Genomic DNA, 18,361 nt, shown 5'->3' with positions numbered 1-18,361 from the left:
AGGCCCCTCACCGCTGGATCGCCTTCAGCTCGCAGAACTCCGCCAGCCCGTGGGTGCCCAGCTCGCGGCCGAGGCCGGACTGCTTGTAGCCGCCGAACGGTGCCAGGGGGTTGAAGGGTGCGCCGTTGATGTCGACGGCGCCGGTGCGCAACCGGCGGGCCACCTGCACCGCGCGTTCCTCGTCGGTGGACCAGACCGCACCGGCCAGCCCGTAGCGGGAGTTGTTGGCCACCCGTACGGCGTGGTCGTCGTCGTCGACCGGGATGACCGCCAGGACTGGCCCGAAGACCTCTTCCTGGGCCAGGGCGCCGTCCGGGTCGACGTCGGCGATGATCGTCGGGGCGACGAACCAGCCGCGCTGCGGCACCGGGGCGTCCGGTCCGCCGGCGACGAGTCGGCCGCCGTCGGCCAGGCCCCGGGCGATGTGTTCGCGTACCCGGTCGCGTTGCTGCGCGGAGACCAGGGGGCCGAGTCGGGTGGCCGGGTCGAAGGGGTCGCCGAGCCGGTAGCTGGCGACCGCCGTGGCGGCCAGGTCGAGGGCTTCGTCGTAGCGGTCGCGGTGCACCAGCATCCTGGTCCACGCGGTGCAGGTCTGCCCCGAGTTGAGCATCGCGTTGCCGACGCCCACCTTGATCGCGGCGGTCAGGTCGGCGTCGTCGAGGATGACGTTCGCCGACTTGCCGCCGAGTTCCAACGCGACTCGGGCGATCCGGTCGGCGGCCAGGTGCGCGATGCGTCGGCCGGTGGCGGTGGAGCCGGTGAAGGAGACCAGGTCCACGTCGGGGTGGCCGGCGAGAGCCTCGCCGACGATCGGCCCGGTGCCGGTGACCAGGTTGACCACGCCCGGTGGCAGGTCGGCGGCGTGGATGGCGTCGAAGAGCAGGTACGCGGTCAGCGGGGTCAGCTCGCTCGGCTTGAGCACCAGCGTGCATCCGGCCGCGAGCGCGGGGGCGAGTTTGGCGACGATCTGGTGCAGCGGGTAGTTCCACGGGGTGATCGCCCCGACCACGCCGACGGGTTCGTGGACCACCAGCGAGTTGCCCACGGTCTGCGGCGCCGGCGGCTGGGCGGCCAGGTCGACGTAGCTGCGCAGGACGGTCAGTGGCAGTCCGACCTGGACGCGGGTGGCGATCTTCAGCGGGGTGCCGAGTTCGGTGGCGACGGTGCGGGCGATGTCGTCGCCGCGGGCGGTCAACTCGGCGTGCAGCCGGTCGAGGTGGGCGGCCCGGTTGGCGGGGTCGGTCGCGGCCCAGCCCTCGAAGGCAGCCCGGGCGGCGGCCACCGCTCGGTCGACGTCGTCGGCCGTGCCGGCCGGGACCGTGCCGATGACCTGCTCGGTGCTGGGGTTGTGCACCTCCAGCGACTGCCGGCCCTCGGCGGGCACCCAGCCTCCGTCGAGGTAGAAATCGGTCCGTACGGATTCCATGCGCCTCCACCTCGACCTAAAACTAGCGGTGCAAGTTTGGACTCTAGTGCGTCCGGCCCTCCGGCGGGAGGGGTGCAAGTGGACCTACGAGGCGCTCGTAGGTGTGCGACAGCCCTTCGATGAGTGCCTCCAGGCCGAGGGCGAACGCGCCCTCGTCGACGCGCTGCTGGTGCTCGGCCAGGCGGTGGGCCTGGCTCAGGTGTGGGTACTGCTCGGCGTAGAGCCCCGGGTCCTCCACGAAGCCCCGTGCGAAGGACCCGAGCGCCGAACCCGTCACGAAGTAGCGCATGAGCGCGCCGATGTGCGTCGCCCGGGCTGGCGGCCAACCCGCCGCGACCAGCCCGCCGTAGACCGCGTCGGCCATGGCCAGTGCCGCCGGACGTCGACCGGGACCCTGGGCCAGGTGCGGCACGATGTTCGGATGCGCCGCCAGGGCGGCCCGGAACTCGTACCCCCAGCGACGCAGTGCCTCCCGCCAGTCGACCTCGCCGAAGAACGACACGTCCACCTGGCCGGTGATGCTGTCCGCGACCGCGTCGAGGATCTCGTCCTTGGTGGCGAAGTGGTTGTACAGCGAGGGCCCGCGTACGCCGAGCGCGGCGGCGAGCCGCCGGGTGGAGAACGCGTCGAGTCCGTCGGCGTCGATCAACGCGGCGGCGGTCTCGACGATCCGCTCCCGGCTGAGCAGCGCCTGTCGAGGCCGGGGCATGGGCGTCCTCCTTCGGATCGGTGGCTCGCGGGGAACTGTCGCACACCGGGGTCTGGACAGCATAAAACTTGCAGCGCTAGTTTAATCGCATGGACCTTCACCTCTCCGCCGAGCAGGTCGCGGTCCGGGAACTCGCCGCCGACTTCGTCAACCGCGAGGTGGTGCCGCACGCGGCGACCTGGGACCGGCGCGAGGCGGTCGACCCCGGCATCGTCGGCAAACTCGGCGACGTCGGCTTCCTCGGCCTCACCATCGACGAGGAGTACGGCGGATCCGGCGGCGACCATCTCGCGTACTGCCTGGTGCTGGAGGAACTCGGCCGAGGCGACTCCGCCGTACGCGGCATCGTGTCGGTCTCCCTCGGCCTGGTCGCCAAGTCGATCGCCACTCACGGCAGCCCGGAGCAACGCGAACAGTGGCTGCCCGCGCTCTGCTCGGGCACTGCGCTCGGCTGCTTCGCCCTGACCGAACCGGACAGCGGCTCGGACGCGGCGGCGCTGACCACCCGCGCGGTCCGCGACGGCGACGACTGGCTGCTCACCGGCCGCAAGACGTTCATCACCAACGGCACCACCGCCGACGTCGTGCTGCTCTTCGCCCGCACCGGCGGCCCAGGTCACCGGGGCATCACCGCGTTCCTGGTGCCCACCGACAGCCCTGGTCTGTCCCGATCCGAGATCAAGGGCAAGCTGGGCCTGCGCGGACAGGCCACCGCCGAACTCGTCCTCGACGGCGTACGGGTGCCCGACACCGCCCGCCTCGGCGAGTGCGGTGCCGGTTTCCGGCTGGCGCTGGGCACCCTCGCCAAGGGACGCATGTCGGTCGCCGCCGGATGTGTCGGCATCGCCCAGGGCTGCCTGGACGCCGCCGTCGACTACGCCGGCACCCGCACCCAGTTCGGCAAACCCATCGCCGGACACCAACTCGTGCAGCAACTGCTGGCCCGCATCGCCGTCGACACCGCTGCGGCGCGGCTGCTGGTCTGGCGGGTGGCCGACCTGATCGACCGGGGTCAGCCGTACGCCACCGAGGCGTCGATGGCCAAACTGTTTGCCAGCGAGGCCGCCGTGCGTGCGGCCAACGACGCCATCCAGGTCTTCGGCGGGTACGGCTACATCGACGAGTACCCGGTCGGCAAATACCTGCGCGACGCTCGTGTCACCACCCTCTACGAGGGCACCAGCCAGATCCAGCAGCTACTCATCGGGCGGGCGCTCACCGGCGTCAACGCCTTCTGACCGAAAGGAACCGTGAGCACATGGACTTCGGGCTGTCCGACGAGGAACGGGCCATCCGCGACACCGCCCGCGACTTCATCACCCGCGAGGTCATGCCGCTGGAGCAGGAACTGTTGCGCCGGGAACGGGCCCACCAGCCCGGCCTGGAACCTTCCGAGCTGCGCGAGTTGCAGCTCAAGGCCAAGAAGTTCGGCTTCTGGGGCCTGGCCACGCCGCAGGAGTACGGCGGCATGGACCTGCCCGCCGTCATGCAGTCGCTGATCTGGACCGAGATCGGCCGCACCTTCGTGCCGTTCCGCTTCGGTGGCGAGGCCGACAACATCCTCTTCTACGCCACCGAGGAGCAGCGGCAGGAGTTCCTGCTGCCCACCATCGCCGGTGAACGGAACTCCTGCTTCGCCATCACCGAGCCGGGGGCTGGCTCGGACGCCGCAAACATCCGCTTCCGCGCCCGCCGTGACGGCGACGACTGGATCCTCAACGGCGAGAAGACCTTCATCACCGGCGGCAACGAGGCCGACTTCGCCATCGTCATCGCGGTCACCGACCCCGAGCGGGGTGCCCGCGACGGCGGGGCGACGGCCTTCCTGGTGGACCGGGCGATGGGCTGGCGGTCGGAGTTCATCCCCACCATGGGCGAGGGCGGCCCGGCGTCGCTGTTCTTCGACGACGTACGCGTACCGCACCGCAACATCCTCGGCGAGGTGGGCCAGGGCTTCACCCTCGCCATGCAGTGGATCGGCAAGGGCCGCTACACCATCCCCTCACACGCCGTCGGCATCGCCGAACGCGCGCTGCGGATGGCCATCGACCACGCCAACACCCGGGAGACCTTCGGCACCAAGATCGGCACCAACCAGGCCATCCAGTGGATGATCGCCGACTCGGAGACCGAACTGGAAGCCGCCCGCTGGCTCATCCTGCGGGCCGCCTGGACGGTCGACGCCGGAATGGACCCCAGGCACGCCTCCTCGATGGCGAAGCTCTACGGCGCGGGCATGGTCAACCGGGTGGTCGACCGGGTCATGCAGATCCACGGCGGCATGGGCTACACCCGGGAACTGCCGATCGAACGCTGGTACCGGCAGGTGCGGCTGTATCGGATCTTCGAGGGCACCGACGAGATGCAACGACTGATCATCTCCCGTGACCTGCTGCGCGGTTACACCAAACTCGGAGGACACCTGGGATGAGGAGCTTCGCCAGCATCGACGAGTTGGCCGACGCGGTCGGTGAGCGGCTCGGCCCCGGCCCGTGGTTCCCGGTCGACCAACACCGGGTCGAGTTGTTCGCCGACGCCACCGACGACCACCAGTGGATCCACCTCGACCAGGAACGGGCGGCGGTCGGGCCGTACGGCGGCACCATCGCCCACGGTTACCTGACGCTCTCCCTGCTGCCCGCCCTGGTCGGTCAGCTGTACCGGGTGGACGGGGTACGGATGGGGATCAACTACGGCCTCAACCGGGTCCGCTTTCCCGCGCCGGTACGCGTCGGCAGCGCGGTGCGGGTCGTCGCCACCATCGACCAGGTCACTGCGTTCGACGGCGGGGCGCAGCTGGTCGCCACGGCGACCGTGGAGAGTGACGGTGGCGGCAAGCCGGTCTGCGTGGCCGAGACGGTGAGCCGGCTGTACACCGAACCGCCCCGATGACCGCGCTCTCCCCGGCGACCGTGCTGGCCGGGGCCGCCATTCGGCACGCCGACACCGTTGCCGTCGTCGACGGTCGGGTCCGCGTCACGTACGCCGAACTGTGGTGGGAGGCCCGCTGCTACGGCGCCGGGCTGCGTGCCGCAGGGGTACGCGGCGGTGACCGGGTGGCCCTGCTGGCACCGAACGTGGTCGACTTTCCCCGGGTCTACTTCAGCGCCCTCGCCGCCGGTGCCCTCGCCGTGCCGATCGGTGTGCCCGCCGGGCCGCAGGCGGTCCGCCTGGCACGGGACGCGAGGGTGCTCGTCTGTCACACCTCGCAACTGGCCGCCGGGCGGCGGGTCAGCGCACGGGCCGACGTGCCGCTGCTCACCGTCGGCCCGGCCCGGGGCCCGTCCGGCGTACCCCGGCTGGAAGACCTCGGTGACCCGGTTCCCGGCCGCGCCACCGCCTTCCCGGACGTCGACGCCGACCCGGCCGGCGCAACCGAGACCGAACCGGACGACACCGACGTGGTGCTCAGCTGTCTGCCGCTGGGTGGCCGGTTCGGCCAGGGTGTCGCGTTGACCGGCACCTTCCGGGCCGGGGCGACGCTGGTGCTGCTGAGCCGCTTCACCGGCCCGGCGGCGCTCGACCTCATGCTCCGCGAGGAGGTCACCGTCTTCCACGGCACGCCGGCGATGTACGCGGCCCTGCTCGACGCGGCACGGGGCCGGCAGACCCTGCCCCGGCTGCGTCGCTGCGTCAGCAGGGCACCCCTACCGCCGTCCCTGCGACAGCGGTTCACGACCGTCTTCGCCACCGGCGTCGACGTGGCCGGGGGAGAGTCGTCATGGCGCGGCGGCCGACGGTGCAGGCACCGATGGCGGTGTACGGCAGCTCGGTGACCGAGTCGATCAGCGCCCGTGCAGCCGGCCCACCTGGCCTGCTGCCATTCGTCGACGAGAGACTCCTGGGCGCCGCTGGCTAAGGGCGCCGGGTAGCGCGTACGACGACGTCGTGGAGGCGGACCTCCCGCCCTCCGTGGCCGACGAGCGTCCGGTGGCACTGCTCGGCAGTGACGACCTCCCAGGCGGTGTCGTCCAGCCGAGCCGTGACGGCCGCGGCGGTGGCCGACGCCTCAGCCGGCGGGTGCTGCCCGGACCCGTGCCCGTGCCCCTGGCCGTGCCCTTGACCGTGGCCGTGTGCAGGGTCGTGGTCGTGCCCCGGGGCGCCGTCGGTCGTGTCGTGGGTGTGCAGGTGGCCGACGATCAGCAGGGTGCCGCCCGGGGCCACCCATCCGGCGATCCGGTCGTAGAACTCCAGCTGTGGCATCGCCGGATGGGCGTAGTGAGTCGTCACCAGGTCGAACCGCTCGCCCGGATGCCAGACGCTCAGGTCCGCCTCGACCCACCGCAGGTGCTCGGACACGCCGCTCGCGGCCGCGCGTTCGGCGGCACGGGCGAGGGCCTCGGAGGAGATGTCGGCTGCGGTCACCTGCCATCCGCGTCGGGCGAGCCAGATCGCCTCGGCACCGGAACCGCACCCCGCGTCCAGCGCCGTACCCGGCACGAGTTCGCTGGTCTCCCGAGCAAGGTACGGGTTCGGCGGGTTCGCGGCCATGGATCCGGTGCCGGCGGCGCTTGCCTGCCGCCAGTGCTGCTCCCAGTACGCCTTGTCGAAGCCGTGGGTCATCGGGTCGTCCTCCTCCGTGCGTCCTGCCTGCTTCGGCGATGGTGACAAGCGCGAAGCCGGACGGCAAAGCCCGTTGCCGAATGGCAAACTGGGGGCATGGACGAGGCGGCGGACCGCACGCTCGACGCGGTCGGGGCGAGGCTGAAGCAGCTACGACAGCGCCGCGACGTCACCCTGGCCGACCTGGCCGCCGAGACGGGCATCTCCACCAGTACGCTCTCCCGCCTCGAAGCCGGCCTGCGGCGGCCCACCCTGGAACAACTCCTGCCGCTCGCCCGTGCCTACGGGGTGACCCTCGACGAACTCGTCGACGCGCCGCCGACCGGCAACCCTCGGATCAATCTGCGCCCGATCGCCTGCCGCGACGGATCCACCATCCTGCCGCTGACCCGCAGGCCCGGAGGCATCCAGGCCTACAAGTTCATCCTCCCGACAGGGGACGACGACGCCGAGCCCGACCTGCGCACCCATGAGGGTTACGACTGGGTCTACGTCCTCAACGGCACCCTGCGCCTGGTCCTGGGCGAGCACGACCTCATCCTCCGACCCGGAGAAGCCGCGGAGTTCGACACTCTCACCCCGCACTGGTTCGGTGCCACCAGCGCCGGCCCGGTCGAGTACCTCAGCCTCGTCGGCCGGCAGGGCGAACGCGTGCACGTCCGGGCAGCACCCAAGGCCCGGGCGGCCGAGTAGCCGACAACGGCAGTCAGCTCAGGCGTTGTCGAGCACGAAGGCCCGCATGAGTTCGGCGCACTCGGCCGCATGGGTTTCCAGCAGGAAATGTCCGCTGTCGTAGACGTGTGCGTCCATGCGTTCGAGGGCGCGGTGGTAGGCGAGAACCTCGTCGACGTCGAAGTACGGGTCGTGTCGTCCCCACAGCACGAGCGCCGGCGGCTGGTGGGTGCGGTGGTAGTCGGCGATCTCGTCGAAGCGGGCGACGTGATTGGCGTAGTCGGTGAAGAGCGCGAACTGCGCGTCGATGTTGCCGGGACGGCTCATGCGCGCCCAGTCGAGGTGCCACGCTTCGGGCGCGTACAGGGTGCGTAGGTTCTCGGGCAGCCCGGCGAGGTACTGGTCGCGGATGCCGGCGAAGTTCAACCAGTCCGGCAGAGCGGCGCGGTTGTCCTCGGTCGGGTCGGCCCAGTACGCCCTGGCGCTGTCCCACTGTTCGCCGAGGCCGTCGTCGTGCGCGTTGCCGCTCTGGACGATGAGGCCGCGGATCCGTGCCGGGGAGCGGGTGGCCAGGTGGTAGCCCACCGGTGCGCCGAAGTCGTGCAGGTAGACGAAGAAACGATCGACCGCGAGCTGGTCGAGGAGGTCCTCGATCGTCTGCGCGAGGTTGCCGAAGGTGTAGTCGTAGTGGTCGATGGTCGGCGACGACGACATACCGAAACCCGGCAGGTCGGGCGCGATGACGTGCGCGACGTCGGCGAGGGTGGGCATGACCGCGCGGAACGTGTGCGACGAACTGGGAAACCCGTGCAGCAGCAGTACGGTCGGTAGGTCGGGCCGCCCGGCCTCGCGGAAGAACACCGACAGGCCGTCGACGTCGGCCTGTCGATGGCGGACCTTCTGGATTGCCTGCATCGCGTCCTCCTTGATGCACCGGCGCGAACCGCCATGCCGCACTGACCAACCCATCGTGGCTGGCTTGAGCCGATATCGCCCGACCGCCTCGCCATCTGTATCAGGATTAGCCCATACATTTTGCACCTCGCCGCTGGTCCGACGGCTGCGGTCCAGCGATGAGAAGGGCGTGAGGATGAGAGGTGTCGTCTACCGCGACGTGCGCAGTGTCGACGTGTGCGAGGTACCCGAGCCGACGGTGCAGGAGGAGACCGACGCGGTCGTGCAGGTCACCTCCACCGCGCTGTGCGGCACGGATCTGCACATGTACGACGGGCGAACGGGCGCCCAGCCCGGCCTCGTCCTCGGTCATGAGCCGTTGGGTGTGGTCGTGCGGGTGGGATCGGCGGTGCAGACGGTGCGTCCGGGGACGCGGGTGGTGGTGCCCACCCACCTGTTCTGCGGTGTCTGCGCCATGTGTGCCCGTGGCCTGTCCGCGTTGTGCCTTCGGGCCCGGCCCGGCGGTCCGGGCGCCGCCTACGGCTACGTGGGCATGGGCCCGTATCCGGGGGCACAGGCCGAACTGCTGCGTGTGCCGTGGGCCGACGCGAACTGCCTGCCCGTGCCGGGCGAGCCGGGTGACGCGTACGAGGACGATTTCGTGTTGCTCGCCGACGCGTTCGTCACCGGCTGGCACGCGGCGGCCACCCTCGCCGACGTCCACGCCGGGGACACCGTGGCCGTGTTCGGCGCCGGCACGATCGGACTGCTCGCCGCGTACTCCGCCGGCCTGCTCGGCGCCCGCACCGTGTACAGCGTCGACCACGTCGACGCCCGGCTGAACAAGGCCGAAGAACTGGGGGCCGTACCCATCGACTTCCGCCAGGGGGATCCGGTCGAGCAGATCCGCGCGGACCGGGCCCGCGACGGCCTGCCGCTGGGGGAGGAGAAGCTGCCGGGTGTGGACAAGGTGATCGACGCGGTCGGCTTCCAGGCCCACGACCGGGCCCACCCCGACCGGGAGCGCGCCGACCAGGTTTTGGCCGACGCGGCCCGCCTGGTCGATCCGGGTGGCGCGATCGCCGTCGCCGGTGTCTACCCGGAGAAGGACCTCACACCCCAGGCGGGGGGCACCAGCGACGGGCACCTCAACGCACCGTGGGGCACGTTCTTCGCCAAGGGCGTCGCGGTGCGATTCGGGCGTACCCATGATCGCCGCTACACCCGGCTGCTGCGTGACCTGGTGACCGCCGGCCGGGCCCGACCCGGCAGGATCATCACCCACCACGGCAGCCTGGACGACGCCCCCGACTTCTATCGACGGTTCGACCAGCGGCAGGACGTGATCAAGGCGGTTCTGCACCCCTGACGAGACAGCGCAGCCGCCCCTGCGCGGGTCACGCAGGGGCGGCGGGTCAGCGTACGGCTACCGGCCGGCGCACAGCGCGGCGTCGAACGCGTCGAGAACCTGGAAGATGCCGTCTTCCACCGGGCTGGAGTCGGCGGTCACCACGAGGGTCACGGCGCGGCCGTCCGCGGTGATCGCGGTGCGGCTGGAGTATCCGTCGATGTCGCCGCCGTGTCCCCACGCCCGACCGCCGCAGCTGAGGTCGAAGCCGACGGTGCCGAGACCGTAGTGCCACACCAGGTCGGGCAGTGCCTCGCCGCCGGGGTAGAACGGGTTGCCGGTACGCATCTGTGCCAGCGTCGCCGGCTTGATCAGCTTGCCGTTCTGCAACGCCACCAGGAACCGGTTGATATCGCTCGGCGTGGAGATCATCTGCCCGGCGGCCCAGCCGATGGAGGGATCCAGCCGGGTGATCTCGGTCCAACGCCCGGTCTCGGGGTGGGGGAGGTAACCGTTCGCGTGCGGCCGGCGGATGCCCTGGTCGCCGACGCCCGGCCAGTAGGTCTTCCGCAGCCCGGCCCGGTCGAGGATCTTCTTGGTGATCACTTCACTGATCGGCCGTCCGGTGACCTTCTGCACGAGCAGGCCGGCCAGGATGTAGTTGGTGTTGCTGTAGTGCATCGTCGTGCCGGGCACCGGGCTCGTCGGTTCCTTGGCGAATGCCGAGTCGAGCAGGTCGCGCGGCTCGAAGTACCGGTCGCGCCACTCGAAGACGTGCGGCATGTCGTAGCCGGGCAGACCGCTGGTGTGGTCCAGCACGTGCCGGACCGTGATGTTCCGCCCGTCGAAGCCCGTGCCGCGAACGAGCCCCGGCAGGTACGTCTTGACCGGCTCGTCGAGGCTGACCTTGCCCTCGTCGACAAGCTGGAGGACGGCGACGGCGGCGTACATCTTGGTGTTGCTCGCCATGCGGACGTACCCGTCGGTGGGGACCTTCGCCCTGGTGCGAAGGTCGGCGACCCCGGCGGTGTAGTTGGTGATCCGACCGTTGCGGTCACGTACCGAGGCGAGTGCCCCGGGTGCGACACCGGCCCGCACCAACTCGTTCAGACTCGCCTGGATGGTGTCCTTCTGCGGTTTGGCTGCCGCCGGATCAGCGAGCCGTACGCCGACCACGCCGAACCCGATCATTGCGAAGGCCGCCAGCAGCGCCGTGCCCCGTCGGGCGGCACGGACCCCCTTGCGTCGGGCGCCGGACTTCTCGGTAGCTTGCGGTGACACAGAACCTCCCTGGGAATTTTCGGATCGGACGCGACGTGCATCGATCCGCGAAACGAACTCCGTGCCGTCCTGACTCGCGTTCACTCCTTCACGCCGATGCTGTCGACCGGCGGGGTGCGCAGGAGGGCGCCGATGGGAAGGACGGTGGTGGCCAGCGCGAGCAGCGCGGTGCCACCGATGATCGATATCCAGCCGGCGGTCGGGACGTAGGGCACCGGTTGCCCGGTCAGCGTCCGGACCACCGAGACCAACGTGACAGCGGCGATCGCGCCGCCGATGAGCAGTGACGTGCCGAGCAGGCCGACCTGTTCGGCGTGCACCATCCGCTTGACCTGACGCCTGGTCACGCCGACCAGGCGAAGCAGGGCCAGTTCGCGGCCCCGGGCCAGCGCGGCCATGACCATCGTGTTGGCGGCCGCCAGGGCGGCGTAGCCGACCATGACGCCGATGAGCAACTTGTTCAGCCAGGCGCTGATCGCCAGATCCTTCGCCAGCTCACCGTTGATCGCCGCCGTGTCGATCAGGGCGCTGCCCGGGTGACGGTCGACTAGGTCGGCGAGGGCGGTGGCGTCCGCCTCGGTCCGGATCAGGACCTGGTCGTCGAGGTCGGTCGCGGTGTGACCGTCGACCGTTTCCCGGTTGAGGGTCACGTCACCGAAGCCGAGGCCGCGTTCGTAGAGGGCGACGACCCGCAACGTCACCGGCGTACCGTCGCCCAACCACATCGAGACCCGGTCGCCGAGTTTCGCCCCCTGAGACGAGGCCTGAAGAGTCGACAACGCCACGGTCGCGCCACGAAGGTCGGCGAGCCGGCCCTCGGTGACCTTGAGGTCCAAGGTCTCGTCGGCGCCGTCGGGGTCGATGCCCTGCGCACCGACGGCCTGGGGCTCACCCATCACCCGCGTGATCACCGAGGTACGCCGAATGCCGGTCGCGGCGATCACTCCGGGCACCCTGCGGGCGTCCGTCACGGCGGTTTCCGCAAGCCCGACCGCCGACACCAGCGCGTGTTGGGCCAGCATCCCGTCACGGCTCTGGGCGATGGTCTGTTGTTGCAGGTTGTCCTGGAGGAACCAGACCGAACCGCCGAAGCCCACCGACAGCACCAGCGCGGTCAACACGGTCACCATGCCCTGCGCGTTCGCCCGCAGATTCGCCGCGGCCAGATATCCGCTGTCTCGCCAGACGGCACGCAACACCGGGCCGAGTGCCTGCGCGGCGTACCGGTTGATCCACGGCGCGAGCAGGGCGGCGGCGAGTACGAGGACGTACACCATGCCGAGCGCCGCACCGAGTGCGGCCGGTCCTCGGGCAGCCGTGGTGACCATGGTGAGCGCGCCCCCACCGCCCAGCGTGAGCAGTCCGACGATCAGCCGGATCCGGCTGTTGCGCGGCGGCTCCACGGAGACCTCGCCGAGTGCCTCGGTCGGGCGGATCCGTACCGTGCGTCGGGCGGCGATCAGTGCCGCCGTCACCGCCACCAGCACCGTCGCGACCGTCACCGCAACGGCGGAGAGCACGCCACCGCTGAGCGGGAAGCCGTCGGGGATGAACCCCCGCGCGATCAACTGCCGGTGCACCCGGTCGGTCACGAACAGCCCGGCGGGTATGCCCAGCACGACCGCGACGATGCTCAGTTGCACGACTTCGGCGAGGATCATCAGCCGTACCTGGCCCGGCGTTGCCGCGATCGCCCGCAACAGGGCGAGGTCGCGGCGGCGGTGACGGACCGCCAGCCCGACGGTGCCGGCGACGACGAACACGACGAGCCCCGCCACGTAGCCGCCGAAGATCGCGCCGAGCTGGACCAGCAGGTCACGCGCCGCGAGGGCCTCGGCCTGCTCCAGGTTCCCGCGTTCGGCGCCGATGTACACCTTCGCCCCGGCCTCGGCGGACAGTTCTCGGACCTCGGTCGCCACGGCGGACGGGTCCGTGCCGGGTGCCGTCACGATCCCGATCGCTGCGGCCTGGCCCGAGTGCGGGCTCAGCGTGGCGGCATGGCGGTCGGTGAAGAAGAGGGCGGACGGCCAGTCGCCGTCGACCGCGCGTTCCACCACGCCACTGACCTTGTACTCCTGGACTCCACCACGGACGAGGACCGGAATCCGGTCGCCCGGGCGTACCTCGGCCTCGGCCGCCTTGGCGAGCCGGATGTCGATGGCGACCTCGTCGTCCGCGCCCGGCCGGCCGCCGGCGACGGTCCGGTAGGGCGTGAGCGCGGCACTGCTCCAACCGTGGGCGACCGTGTCCTGCGTCGCCACGGTCGGTACGACCGCCCGCAGCGAGTGGTCGACGGCGACGGTCGCGACTCCGGGCACCTGCCGGAGCTGCTCGGCCAACGCGACCGGCACCGTCCCACCTTCGGGCAGTGGCACCGTCGTCGTGATGGTCGTACCGTCGAACTCCTTACCGGTGATCGTGATGTCGCGGTGCGCGACGACGATGTCGGCGGCGGCGTACCGCTGGGTCGCGGGCGTGTAGCGCAACCCGGACTCGACCAGCACGCCCATCGACATCAGGATCATGACGCCGCAGGCGAGGGCGACGAGGGTGGCGACCGCACTTCCGATCCGGTGCCGCAGCATCCGGACAGCCAGTCCCAGCATGGTTCAGCTCCCCTGCGCGACGAGCTGACGACGCCCGAGCAGCGCCAACTGCTCGGCGATCCGCTCCGCACCCGGCTGCGGCATGTCCTGCACGATCCGGCCGTCCGCGAGGACCATCACCCGGTCGGCGTACGAGGCGGCCACCGGGTCGTGGGTCACCATGATCACCGTCTGCTGGTTCTCGTCGACCACCGACCGCAGCAGGGCCAGCACCTCGGCGGCGGTCTGCGTGTCCAGTGCGCCCGTCGGCTCGTCACAGAAGATCACCTCTGGGCGCATCGCCAGGGCCCGGGCGATCGCGACCCGCTGCTGCTGCCCGCCGGACAACTCGGCCGGCCGGTGGTGCAACCGATCGGCGAGCCCGACCCGCTCGACCACCTGTCCGAGCCACCCGGGATCGGGACGAGCGCCGGACAGCCGCAGGGGCAGGTGGATGTTCTCCTCGACGGTCAACGCGCCGATCAGGTTGAAGGCTTGGAAGACGAAGCCGATCCGGCTGCGACGTAGCTTGGTCAGCTTCGTCTCCGACAGTCGCGACAGCTCCTGGTCACCGATCCACACCTGCCCGGACGTGGGCCGGTCCAGACCGGCCGCGGTCTGCAGCAGCGTGCTCTTGCCGGAGCCGGACGGCCCCATCACCGCCGTGAAGGTGCCACGGTGGAACTCCACGTCGACGCCGGCGAGCGCGGTGACCGCCTGTGGGCCGGTGCCGTAGGTGCGGGTGAGTTGTCCGACGCGGACCGCCGGTTCGGCGGATTGTCCAACGTAGGCGGGCATGAGTATCGGCCTCTCCGTGTATCTCAGCAGGTTGAGTACACGAAAAAGCTATGGCGATACCGGTCGATGATCGATCTAGCGTACGGGCCAACCGTGGTACAGCAGGCTGTACTAACTACGGCCCTGGGTGTCCTTGAGGTACCGCAGGACGGCTGTCACCCGCCGGTCGGCACGGTCGTCCGGCGCGAGGCCGAGCTTGGCGAAGATGTTGCGGATGTGCTTGTGCACGGCACCTTCGGTGACGAAGAGCCGTTCCGCGATCGCGGTGTTGCCGAGTCCTTCGGCCATCAGGGCGAGCACTTCGCGCTCGCGTGCGCTGAGCAGGCTGAGCGTACTGTCGGGACGGCTCCGGGCGAACAGTTGACTGACGACCTCCGGATCGATCGCCGTGCCGCCCTCGGCGACCCGGTGCAGCGCGCTGAGGAATTCCTCGACCCGGCCGACCCGTTCCTTGAGCAGATAGCCGAGCCGTGTCGCCCCTTCGGCCAGCAGGTCGGTGGCGAACGCCTGCTCGACGTACGCCGAGAGGACCAGCACCGCGAGGCCGGGATGGCGGCGGCGGGCCTCGACGGCGGCGACGATGCCCTCGTCGGTGTGCGTGGGTGGCATCCGGACGTCGACGATCGCCACGTCCGGCCGGAAGGTGTCCACGGCCGACAGGAACGTGGCCGGTGAGTCGGTGGTGGCGACCACGTCGAGGGCTTCGGCCCGCAGCAGCAGCGCCAACCCCTCGCGCAGCAGGGCGTCGTCCTCGGCGATCACGATCCGCACATCAGCTCCACGAGTATCGTCGTCGGCCCACCGGGTGGGCTGGTCAGGGTGAACCGGCCGTCATGGGCCTCGACCCGCCGTCGGATGCCGCCGATCCCTGAGCCCCGACGCTCGTCGGCACCGCCGCGACCGTCGTCGGTGATCGACAGGTACAACCGGTCGGCGTCGCGCCGGACGGTGACGGCCGCCGCGCCGGCTCCGCTGTGCCGGGCGACGTTGGTCAACGCCTCCGCCACCACGAAGTACGCCGTCGCCTCGACCGATGCGGCGCACCTGCCCGGTACGTCGACCTCGACCGTGCACGGCACGGCGCTGCCGGCGGCCAGTCCGTGCAGCGCACCGGCGAGCCCCCGGTCGTCGAGCACCGGCGGCAGGATGCCGCGCACCACGGTACGCAGTTCCGCGAGCGCCGACTCGGCCGCGTCCTGGGCCCGGTCCAGCACCTCCGCTGCCTGCGCCGGATCACGGGCCAGCGCCCGCCGGGCGGCGCCGAGCAGCACGGTGACCGCGACCAGCCGGTTCTGCGCCCCGTCGTGCAGGGAACGCTCGATGCGGCGCAACTCGACCGCATGCGCGTCCAGCGCGGCGGCGCGGGTGGCGGTCAGCTCGGCGATCCGCAACGAGGCGTCGACGTCGCGCGGCGGTGCCAGTAACCGTCGTCCCGGCAACGCCTGTAGGCGGGCCATCCTGGGGCCGAGCGCCACGGCCACGGCGAGCCAGCCGACACCGATCAGCGCGACCACGAGCGCGTCGAGCAGCCCGTCGATGCGCCAGACGACGAGACCCGGGCCACCCATGTCCGGCGGCAGCAACCAGAAGTAGAGCGGGAACAGCAGGTTCTGCACGGCCGAGAGGGGCAGCGACAACCCGATCACGCCCAGCGCGAAGCCGACCGTGCCGTGCGTGACCACGAACACACACTCGCGCCGCATCCACGGATCGCGCAGGGCTTCCCGCGCTCCGGTGGGTACCGGTGGCGGCTCGGGCAGCGGGAACCCCGACCGTGACAGCCGGGCCCGTTCCCGTCCGGCGGCCGACCGCACCGCCTTCAACGCGGACGGGATCCCCAGCAGGCCGATGCCGACCACGCAGGCCAGCGCCACCACGACCAGCAGCAGCAACGCCGCCGACGCCAGGATCGCCGTACCGAGGCCACCGACGAGCTGTTCCAGGGCGTCGACGGATATCCGTACGCGCTCGCGCACGTACCGCCGTACCGCGCGCTCGCGATCCGGCCCGGCCACGGCGGAGGTTGCCACGGAATCCCCACCAGCGTCTGTGCCCGGCATGTGCACCTCCCCGGCACCAGACGATAGGCGACGGCGGTCGGAGCCGGCCCACGACGGTGCGAAAGGTACAGCCTGCTGTACCCGGGTCGGGTGGCTGACTGGATCGTCGGCGGCCTACCGGGCACCTAGCGTTGTGGTCATCGTCAACCACACCCCAGGGAGCAGTCATGGCCGAACGTATCGCCCAAGCCGAGACCGTCGCCGCGCCGGAGGGCGGACGTAACCTGCTCCGTCCGGTGCTGTGGCTGCTGCTGATCGTCAGCGCCGCCACCAACGCCACCATGTCGTTCGCCGGTGCGAACGTACTCATCGGCGCCGGGTTCGGACTGGTCACCCTGGCCTCCGCGGTCGCGCTGGTCGTACACCACTACCGCCGTCGTCGCGGCTGAGAGCGACCGGCGGTACGGCGCGCGTCGGCCACGGAGCGGAGCTGGGCAGCATGGAAGATGCCGTGATCAGCGCGGCACCGCGACGATGAGATGGACCAGCCCGCCGGCCCGAAGGAGTCCGATGTCCATCCACGACGTACGTGTCGACGTCATGGAACCGGTCGAGTTCGCCCGGCTGGTCAAGCGCACCCCGATCGAGGAACTTCGTCAGGTCCTCAACGGTGAACGGCGGACGGAGATTCTCGACCACCTGATCGGCGGGATGCCTTCCGCATTCCGGCCAGAGGTCGCCGGCCGGACCCGGGCGGTGGTGCACTGGCGCATCGGCGACCGGCCCGATGGTGGGGTCGACAGCTACGAGATGGTCATCGCCGACGGGGTCTGTACGCTGTCGCCCCGCGCCGAGGGCAAGCCGCAGCTGACCCTGGACCTCGCTGCCGCAGACTTCGTCCGCCTGGTCACCGGCAACGCGCACGCGATCATGCTGGTGATGAAGGGCAAACTGCAGACTCGCGGCGACCTCGCGTTGACCGCTCGGTTCCCGAAGCTGTTCGCCGCCCCCCGGCCCTGAGCCGACGAGGTCCGACCGCGTCCGACGCGATCGGACCTCGCGTCAACCTTCGACGCCGGAGGTTCCCCTCAGCGGTACGGCATCATCGGGAACCAGCCCACCCCGAACATCGCGGGGACTCGCAGATCCCAGTAGACAACGGTGAAGACGCCCAGCATGAGCATCAACGCTCCGGTCACCACGGCGCTGCGCGAGGGGTCGGCCGCCCACTGCAGGAAACGACCCCGGGTGACGAGCACGATGATGGCGAACAGAACTGCCACGATCAGGATGTTGCCCAGGGACTGAAGGACGAACGCGAGTGCCCCGTTGAGCGGGTTCCCGGTGTCCACGGCCCAGTGGAACAGCTTGTTGAACAGCGGGTACGGCCTGCCGATGAGGAAGCCGCCGATCAGGGCACCGATGGTGACCACCCGCGCCACCGGGCGACGGGCGAACACGTCGGGGAGTATGCCGAGGGCGGCCAGGCCGAGGTAGGCCAACGCCAGCCCGATGAGGCCGAAGACGACGGACGACTGGATGAGCCGGACCGGCATCTCGCCGACGACCTCGGTCGACAGTTGCGGCAGCCGGTCACCGAGCATCACCCCGATCGCGCCGTACAGCGCGGACACGGACACCATTCCGACGGTCATCCAGGCGACCGGGCGCAGGAGCGCGGCGACGGTGTGCCGGACGATCCCGGTGCGTTCCGTACTGGCCTGGGTCAGCGGGCCGACCGACGCCATCATGGCGATGTTGCAGGCGGTGAAGGTGCCGGCCAGCCCGGACACGAAGGCGAAGAGAAGGCCGGCAGCCGTCCCGGTGATGGGAGTGGTCTTGGCGTCGTGGCCGAGCGCCGCGTTGGCCACGGTGTCGCCGATGACCGAGTCGACGAGTTCGAACGACCACACGACAGCCAGCAGGATTCCCCCGAGGACGGCGATCAGGGTTGCCCGCACCGGTGGCCGGGCTTTCGTCGTATGTATCGGTAGTGCCTCGCGGCTGTGCAGGTTGGCCATGTCGATCGTCCTTCCGTCGTGCTCTGTTCCGCGCACATAGCATCGGAGGTCAACGCGCGGCAGG

18 protein-coding genes are annotated in these 18,361 nt (G+C 70.6%); 8 read left to right on the top strand and 10 right to left on the bottom strand.

The window, feature by feature from the left end; translation table 11 throughout:
* Positions 1-7: 7 nt before the first annotated feature.
* Positions 8-1,426, bottom strand: a complete 1,419-nt coding sequence (locus AB0M35_RS11960; protein ID WP_363744354.1) for an aldehyde dehydrogenase family protein — start codon at positions 1,424-1,426, stop codon at positions 8-10.
* 43 nt (positions 1,427-1,469) lie between these two features.
* A complete protein-coding gene (locus AB0M35_RS11955) occupies positions 1,470-2,135 on the bottom strand; it encodes a TetR/AcrR family transcriptional regulator C-terminal domain-containing protein (RefSeq protein WP_363744352.1) in 666 nt (221 codons plus the stop codon).
* An 89-nt stretch (positions 2,136-2,224) separates the two neighbouring features.
* Between AB0M35_RS11955 and AB0M35_RS11950 the strand changes: the two genes are divergently transcribed.
* The 4 genes from AB0M35_RS11950 to AB0M35_RS11935 are packed head-to-tail and all read left to right on the top strand — an operon-like array spanning position 2,225 to position 5,911.
* Positions 2,225-3,373 carry an acyl-CoA dehydrogenase family protein gene (locus AB0M35_RS11950; RefSeq protein WP_363744350.1) on the top strand — a complete coding sequence of 383 codons (1,149 nt, stop codon included), beginning with the start codon at positions 2,225-2,227 and terminating at the stop codon, positions 3,371-3,373.
* 20 nt (positions 3,374-3,393) lie between these two features.
* Entirely contained in the window at positions 3,394-4,566 is a 1,173-nt protein-coding gene (locus AB0M35_RS11945; protein ID WP_363744348.1) for an acyl-CoA dehydrogenase family protein, read from the top strand.
* On the top strand, positions 4,563-5,027 hold the full coding sequence (locus AB0M35_RS11940) for a MaoC family dehydratase (RefSeq protein ID WP_363744346.1): 465 nt from the start codon (positions 4,563-4,565) through the stop codon (positions 5,025-5,027). The genes AB0M35_RS11945 and AB0M35_RS11940 overlap by 4 nt, the downstream gene beginning before the upstream one ends.
* Positions 5,024-5,911, top strand: coding sequence for an AMP-binding protein (locus tag AB0M35_RS11935; protein ID WP_363744344.1), 888 nt, complete (start codon positions 5,024-5,026; stop codon positions 5,909-5,911). The genes AB0M35_RS11940 and AB0M35_RS11935 overlap by 4 nt, the downstream gene beginning before the upstream one ends.
* 79 nt (positions 5,912-5,990) lie before the next feature.
* Here AB0M35_RS11935 and AB0M35_RS11930 read toward each other — a convergent pair whose 3' ends face one another.
* Positions 5,991-6,698, bottom strand: a complete 708-nt coding sequence (locus tag AB0M35_RS11930; protein WP_363744342.1) for a class I SAM-dependent methyltransferase — start codon at positions 6,696-6,698, stop codon at positions 5,991-5,993.
* A 96-nt stretch (positions 6,699-6,794) separates the two neighbouring features.
* Between AB0M35_RS11930 and AB0M35_RS11925 the strand changes: the two genes are divergently transcribed.
* On the top strand, positions 6,795-7,391 hold the full coding sequence (locus tag AB0M35_RS11925) for an XRE family transcriptional regulator (protein WP_363744340.1): 597 nt from the start codon (positions 6,795-6,797) through the stop codon (positions 7,389-7,391).
* 18 nt (positions 7,392-7,409) lie between these two features.
* Here AB0M35_RS11925 and AB0M35_RS11920 read toward each other — a convergent pair whose 3' ends face one another.
* Positions 7,410-8,285 carry an alpha/beta hydrolase gene (locus AB0M35_RS11920; RefSeq protein ID WP_363744338.1) on the bottom strand — a complete coding sequence of 292 codons (876 nt, stop codon included), beginning with the start codon at positions 8,283-8,285 and terminating at the stop codon, positions 7,410-7,412.
* 175 nt (positions 8,286-8,460) lie between these two features.
* Here AB0M35_RS11920 and AB0M35_RS11915 point away from each other — a divergent pair, with 175 nt between their 5' ends.
* Positions 8,461-9,633 (top strand): glutathione-independent formaldehyde dehydrogenase, encoded by a 1,173-nt coding sequence (locus tag AB0M35_RS11915; protein WP_363744336.1) that lies wholly within the window; start codon positions 8,461-8,463, stop codon positions 9,631-9,633.
* Between the two features lie 57 nt (positions 9,634-9,690).
* Here AB0M35_RS11915 and AB0M35_RS11910 read toward each other — a convergent pair whose 3' ends face one another.
* The 5 genes from AB0M35_RS11910 to AB0M35_RS11890 all read right to left on the bottom strand — a co-directional run bounded on the left by AB0M35_RS11910 (position 9,691) and on the right by AB0M35_RS11890 (position 16,306).
* A complete protein-coding gene (locus tag AB0M35_RS11910; protein ID WP_363744335.1) occupies positions 9,691-10,893 on the bottom strand; it encodes a serine hydrolase domain-containing protein in 1,203 nt (400 codons plus the stop codon).
* A gap of 80 nt (positions 10,894-10,973) precedes the next feature.
* Entirely contained in the window at positions 10,974-13,499 is a 2,526-nt protein-coding gene (locus AB0M35_RS11905) for an FtsX-like permease family protein (RefSeq protein WP_363744333.1), read from the bottom strand.
* 3 nt (positions 13,500-13,502) lie between these two features.
* Entirely contained in the window at positions 13,503-14,276 is a 774-nt protein-coding gene (locus AB0M35_RS11900) for an ABC transporter ATP-binding protein (RefSeq protein WP_363744331.1), read from the bottom strand.
* A gap of 111 nt (positions 14,277-14,387) precedes the next feature.
* Positions 14,388-15,047: a response regulator transcription factor gene (locus AB0M35_RS11895; protein WP_363744329.1), complete on the bottom strand. Its 660-nt coding sequence runs from the start codon at positions 15,045-15,047 to the stop codon at positions 14,388-14,390.
* On the bottom strand, positions 15,035-16,306 hold the full coding sequence (locus tag AB0M35_RS11890) for a sensor histidine kinase (protein WP_363744327.1): 1,272 nt from the start codon (positions 16,304-16,306) through the stop codon (positions 15,035-15,037). Before AB0M35_RS11890 ends, AB0M35_RS11895 begins: the two co-directional genes overlap by 13 nt.
* Before the next feature lie 197 nt (positions 16,307-16,503).
* Here AB0M35_RS11890 and AB0M35_RS11885 point away from each other — a divergent pair, with 197 nt between their 5' ends.
* Together AB0M35_RS11885 and AB0M35_RS11880 are read left to right on the top strand one after the other, a co-directional pair.
* On the top strand, positions 16,504-16,725 hold the full coding sequence (locus tag AB0M35_RS11885) for a hypothetical protein (RefSeq protein WP_363744325.1): 222 nt from the start codon (positions 16,504-16,506) through the stop codon (positions 16,723-16,725).
* Positions 16,726-16,846: 121 nt separating this feature from the next.
* Positions 16,847-17,296 (top strand): SCP2 sterol-binding domain-containing protein, encoded by a 450-nt coding sequence (locus AB0M35_RS11880; RefSeq protein WP_363744323.1) that lies wholly within the window; start codon positions 16,847-16,849, stop codon positions 17,294-17,296.
* Between the two features lie 68 nt (positions 17,297-17,364).
* Here AB0M35_RS11880 and AB0M35_RS11875 read toward each other — a convergent pair whose 3' ends face one another.
* The gene (locus AB0M35_RS11875) at positions 17,365-18,297 is read right to left on the bottom strand and encodes a hypothetical protein (protein ID WP_363744321.1); all 933 of its coding nucleotides are present in this window, start codon (positions 18,295-18,297) and stop codon (positions 17,365-17,367) included.
* Positions 18,298-18,361: the final 64 nt, after the last annotated feature.

The organism is Micromonospora sp. NPDC051196, assembly GCF_040682415.1.
Classification (GTDB): domain Bacteria; phylum Actinomycetota; class Actinomycetes; order Mycobacteriales; family Micromonosporaceae; genus Micromonospora.
The sequence above is the reverse complement of the archived record's forward strand: the minus strand, read 5'-3'. Positions and strand labels throughout refer to the sequence as shown.

Excerpts from the sequence above, each read along its gene's own strand:
- AB0M35_RS11960 (WP_363744354.1), bottom strand. The coding sequence starts at position 1,426 with ATGGAATCCGTACGGACCGATTTCTACCTCGACGGAGGCTGGGTGCCC.
- AB0M35_RS11955 (WP_363744352.1), bottom strand. The coding sequence starts at position 2,135 with ATGCCCCGGCCTCGACAGGCGCTGCTCAGCCGGGAGCGGATCGTCGAG.
- AB0M35_RS11950 (WP_363744350.1), top strand. The coding sequence starts at position 2,225 with ATGGACCTTCACCTCTCCGCCGAGCAGGTCGCGGTCCGGGAACTCGCC.
- AB0M35_RS11945 (WP_363744348.1), top strand. The coding sequence starts at position 3,394 with ATGGACTTCGGGCTGTCCGACGAGGAACGGGCCATCCGCGACACCGCC.
- AB0M35_RS11940 (WP_363744346.1), top strand. The coding sequence starts at position 4,563 with ATGAGGAGCTTCGCCAGCATCGACGAGTTGGCCGACGCGGTCGGTGAG.
- AB0M35_RS11935 (WP_363744344.1), top strand. The coding sequence starts at position 5,024 with ATGACCGCGCTCTCCCCGGCGACCGTGCTGGCCGGGGCCGCCATTCGG.
- AB0M35_RS11930 (WP_363744342.1), bottom strand. The coding sequence starts at position 6,698 with ATGACCCACGGCTTCGACAAGGCGTACTGGGAGCAGCACTGGCGGCAG.
- AB0M35_RS11925 (WP_363744340.1), top strand. The coding sequence starts at position 6,795 with ATGGACGAGGCGGCGGACCGCACGCTCGACGCGGTCGGGGCGAGGCTG.
- AB0M35_RS11920 (WP_363744338.1), bottom strand. The coding sequence starts at position 8,285 with ATGCAGGCAATCCAGAAGGTCCGCCATCGACAGGCCGACGTCGACGGC.
- AB0M35_RS11915 (WP_363744336.1), top strand. The coding sequence starts at position 8,461 with ATGAGAGGTGTCGTCTACCGCGACGTGCGCAGTGTCGACGTGTGCGAG.
- AB0M35_RS11905 (WP_363744333.1), bottom strand. The coding sequence starts at position 13,499 with ATGCTGGGACTGGCTGTCCGGATGCTGCGGCACCGGATCGGAAGTGCG.
- AB0M35_RS11900 (WP_363744331.1), bottom strand. The coding sequence starts at position 14,276 with ATGCCCGCCTACGTTGGACAATCCGCCGAACCGGCGGTCCGCGTCGGA.
- AB0M35_RS11885 (WP_363744325.1), top strand. The coding sequence starts at position 16,504 with ATGGCCGAACGTATCGCCCAAGCCGAGACCGTCGCCGCGCCGGAGGGC.
- AB0M35_RS11880 (WP_363744323.1), top strand. The coding sequence starts at position 16,847 with ATGTCCATCCACGACGTACGTGTCGACGTCATGGAACCGGTCGAGTTC.
- AB0M35_RS11875 (WP_363744321.1), bottom strand. The coding sequence starts at position 18,297 with ATGGCCAACCTGCACAGCCGCGAGGCACTACCGATACATACGACGAAA.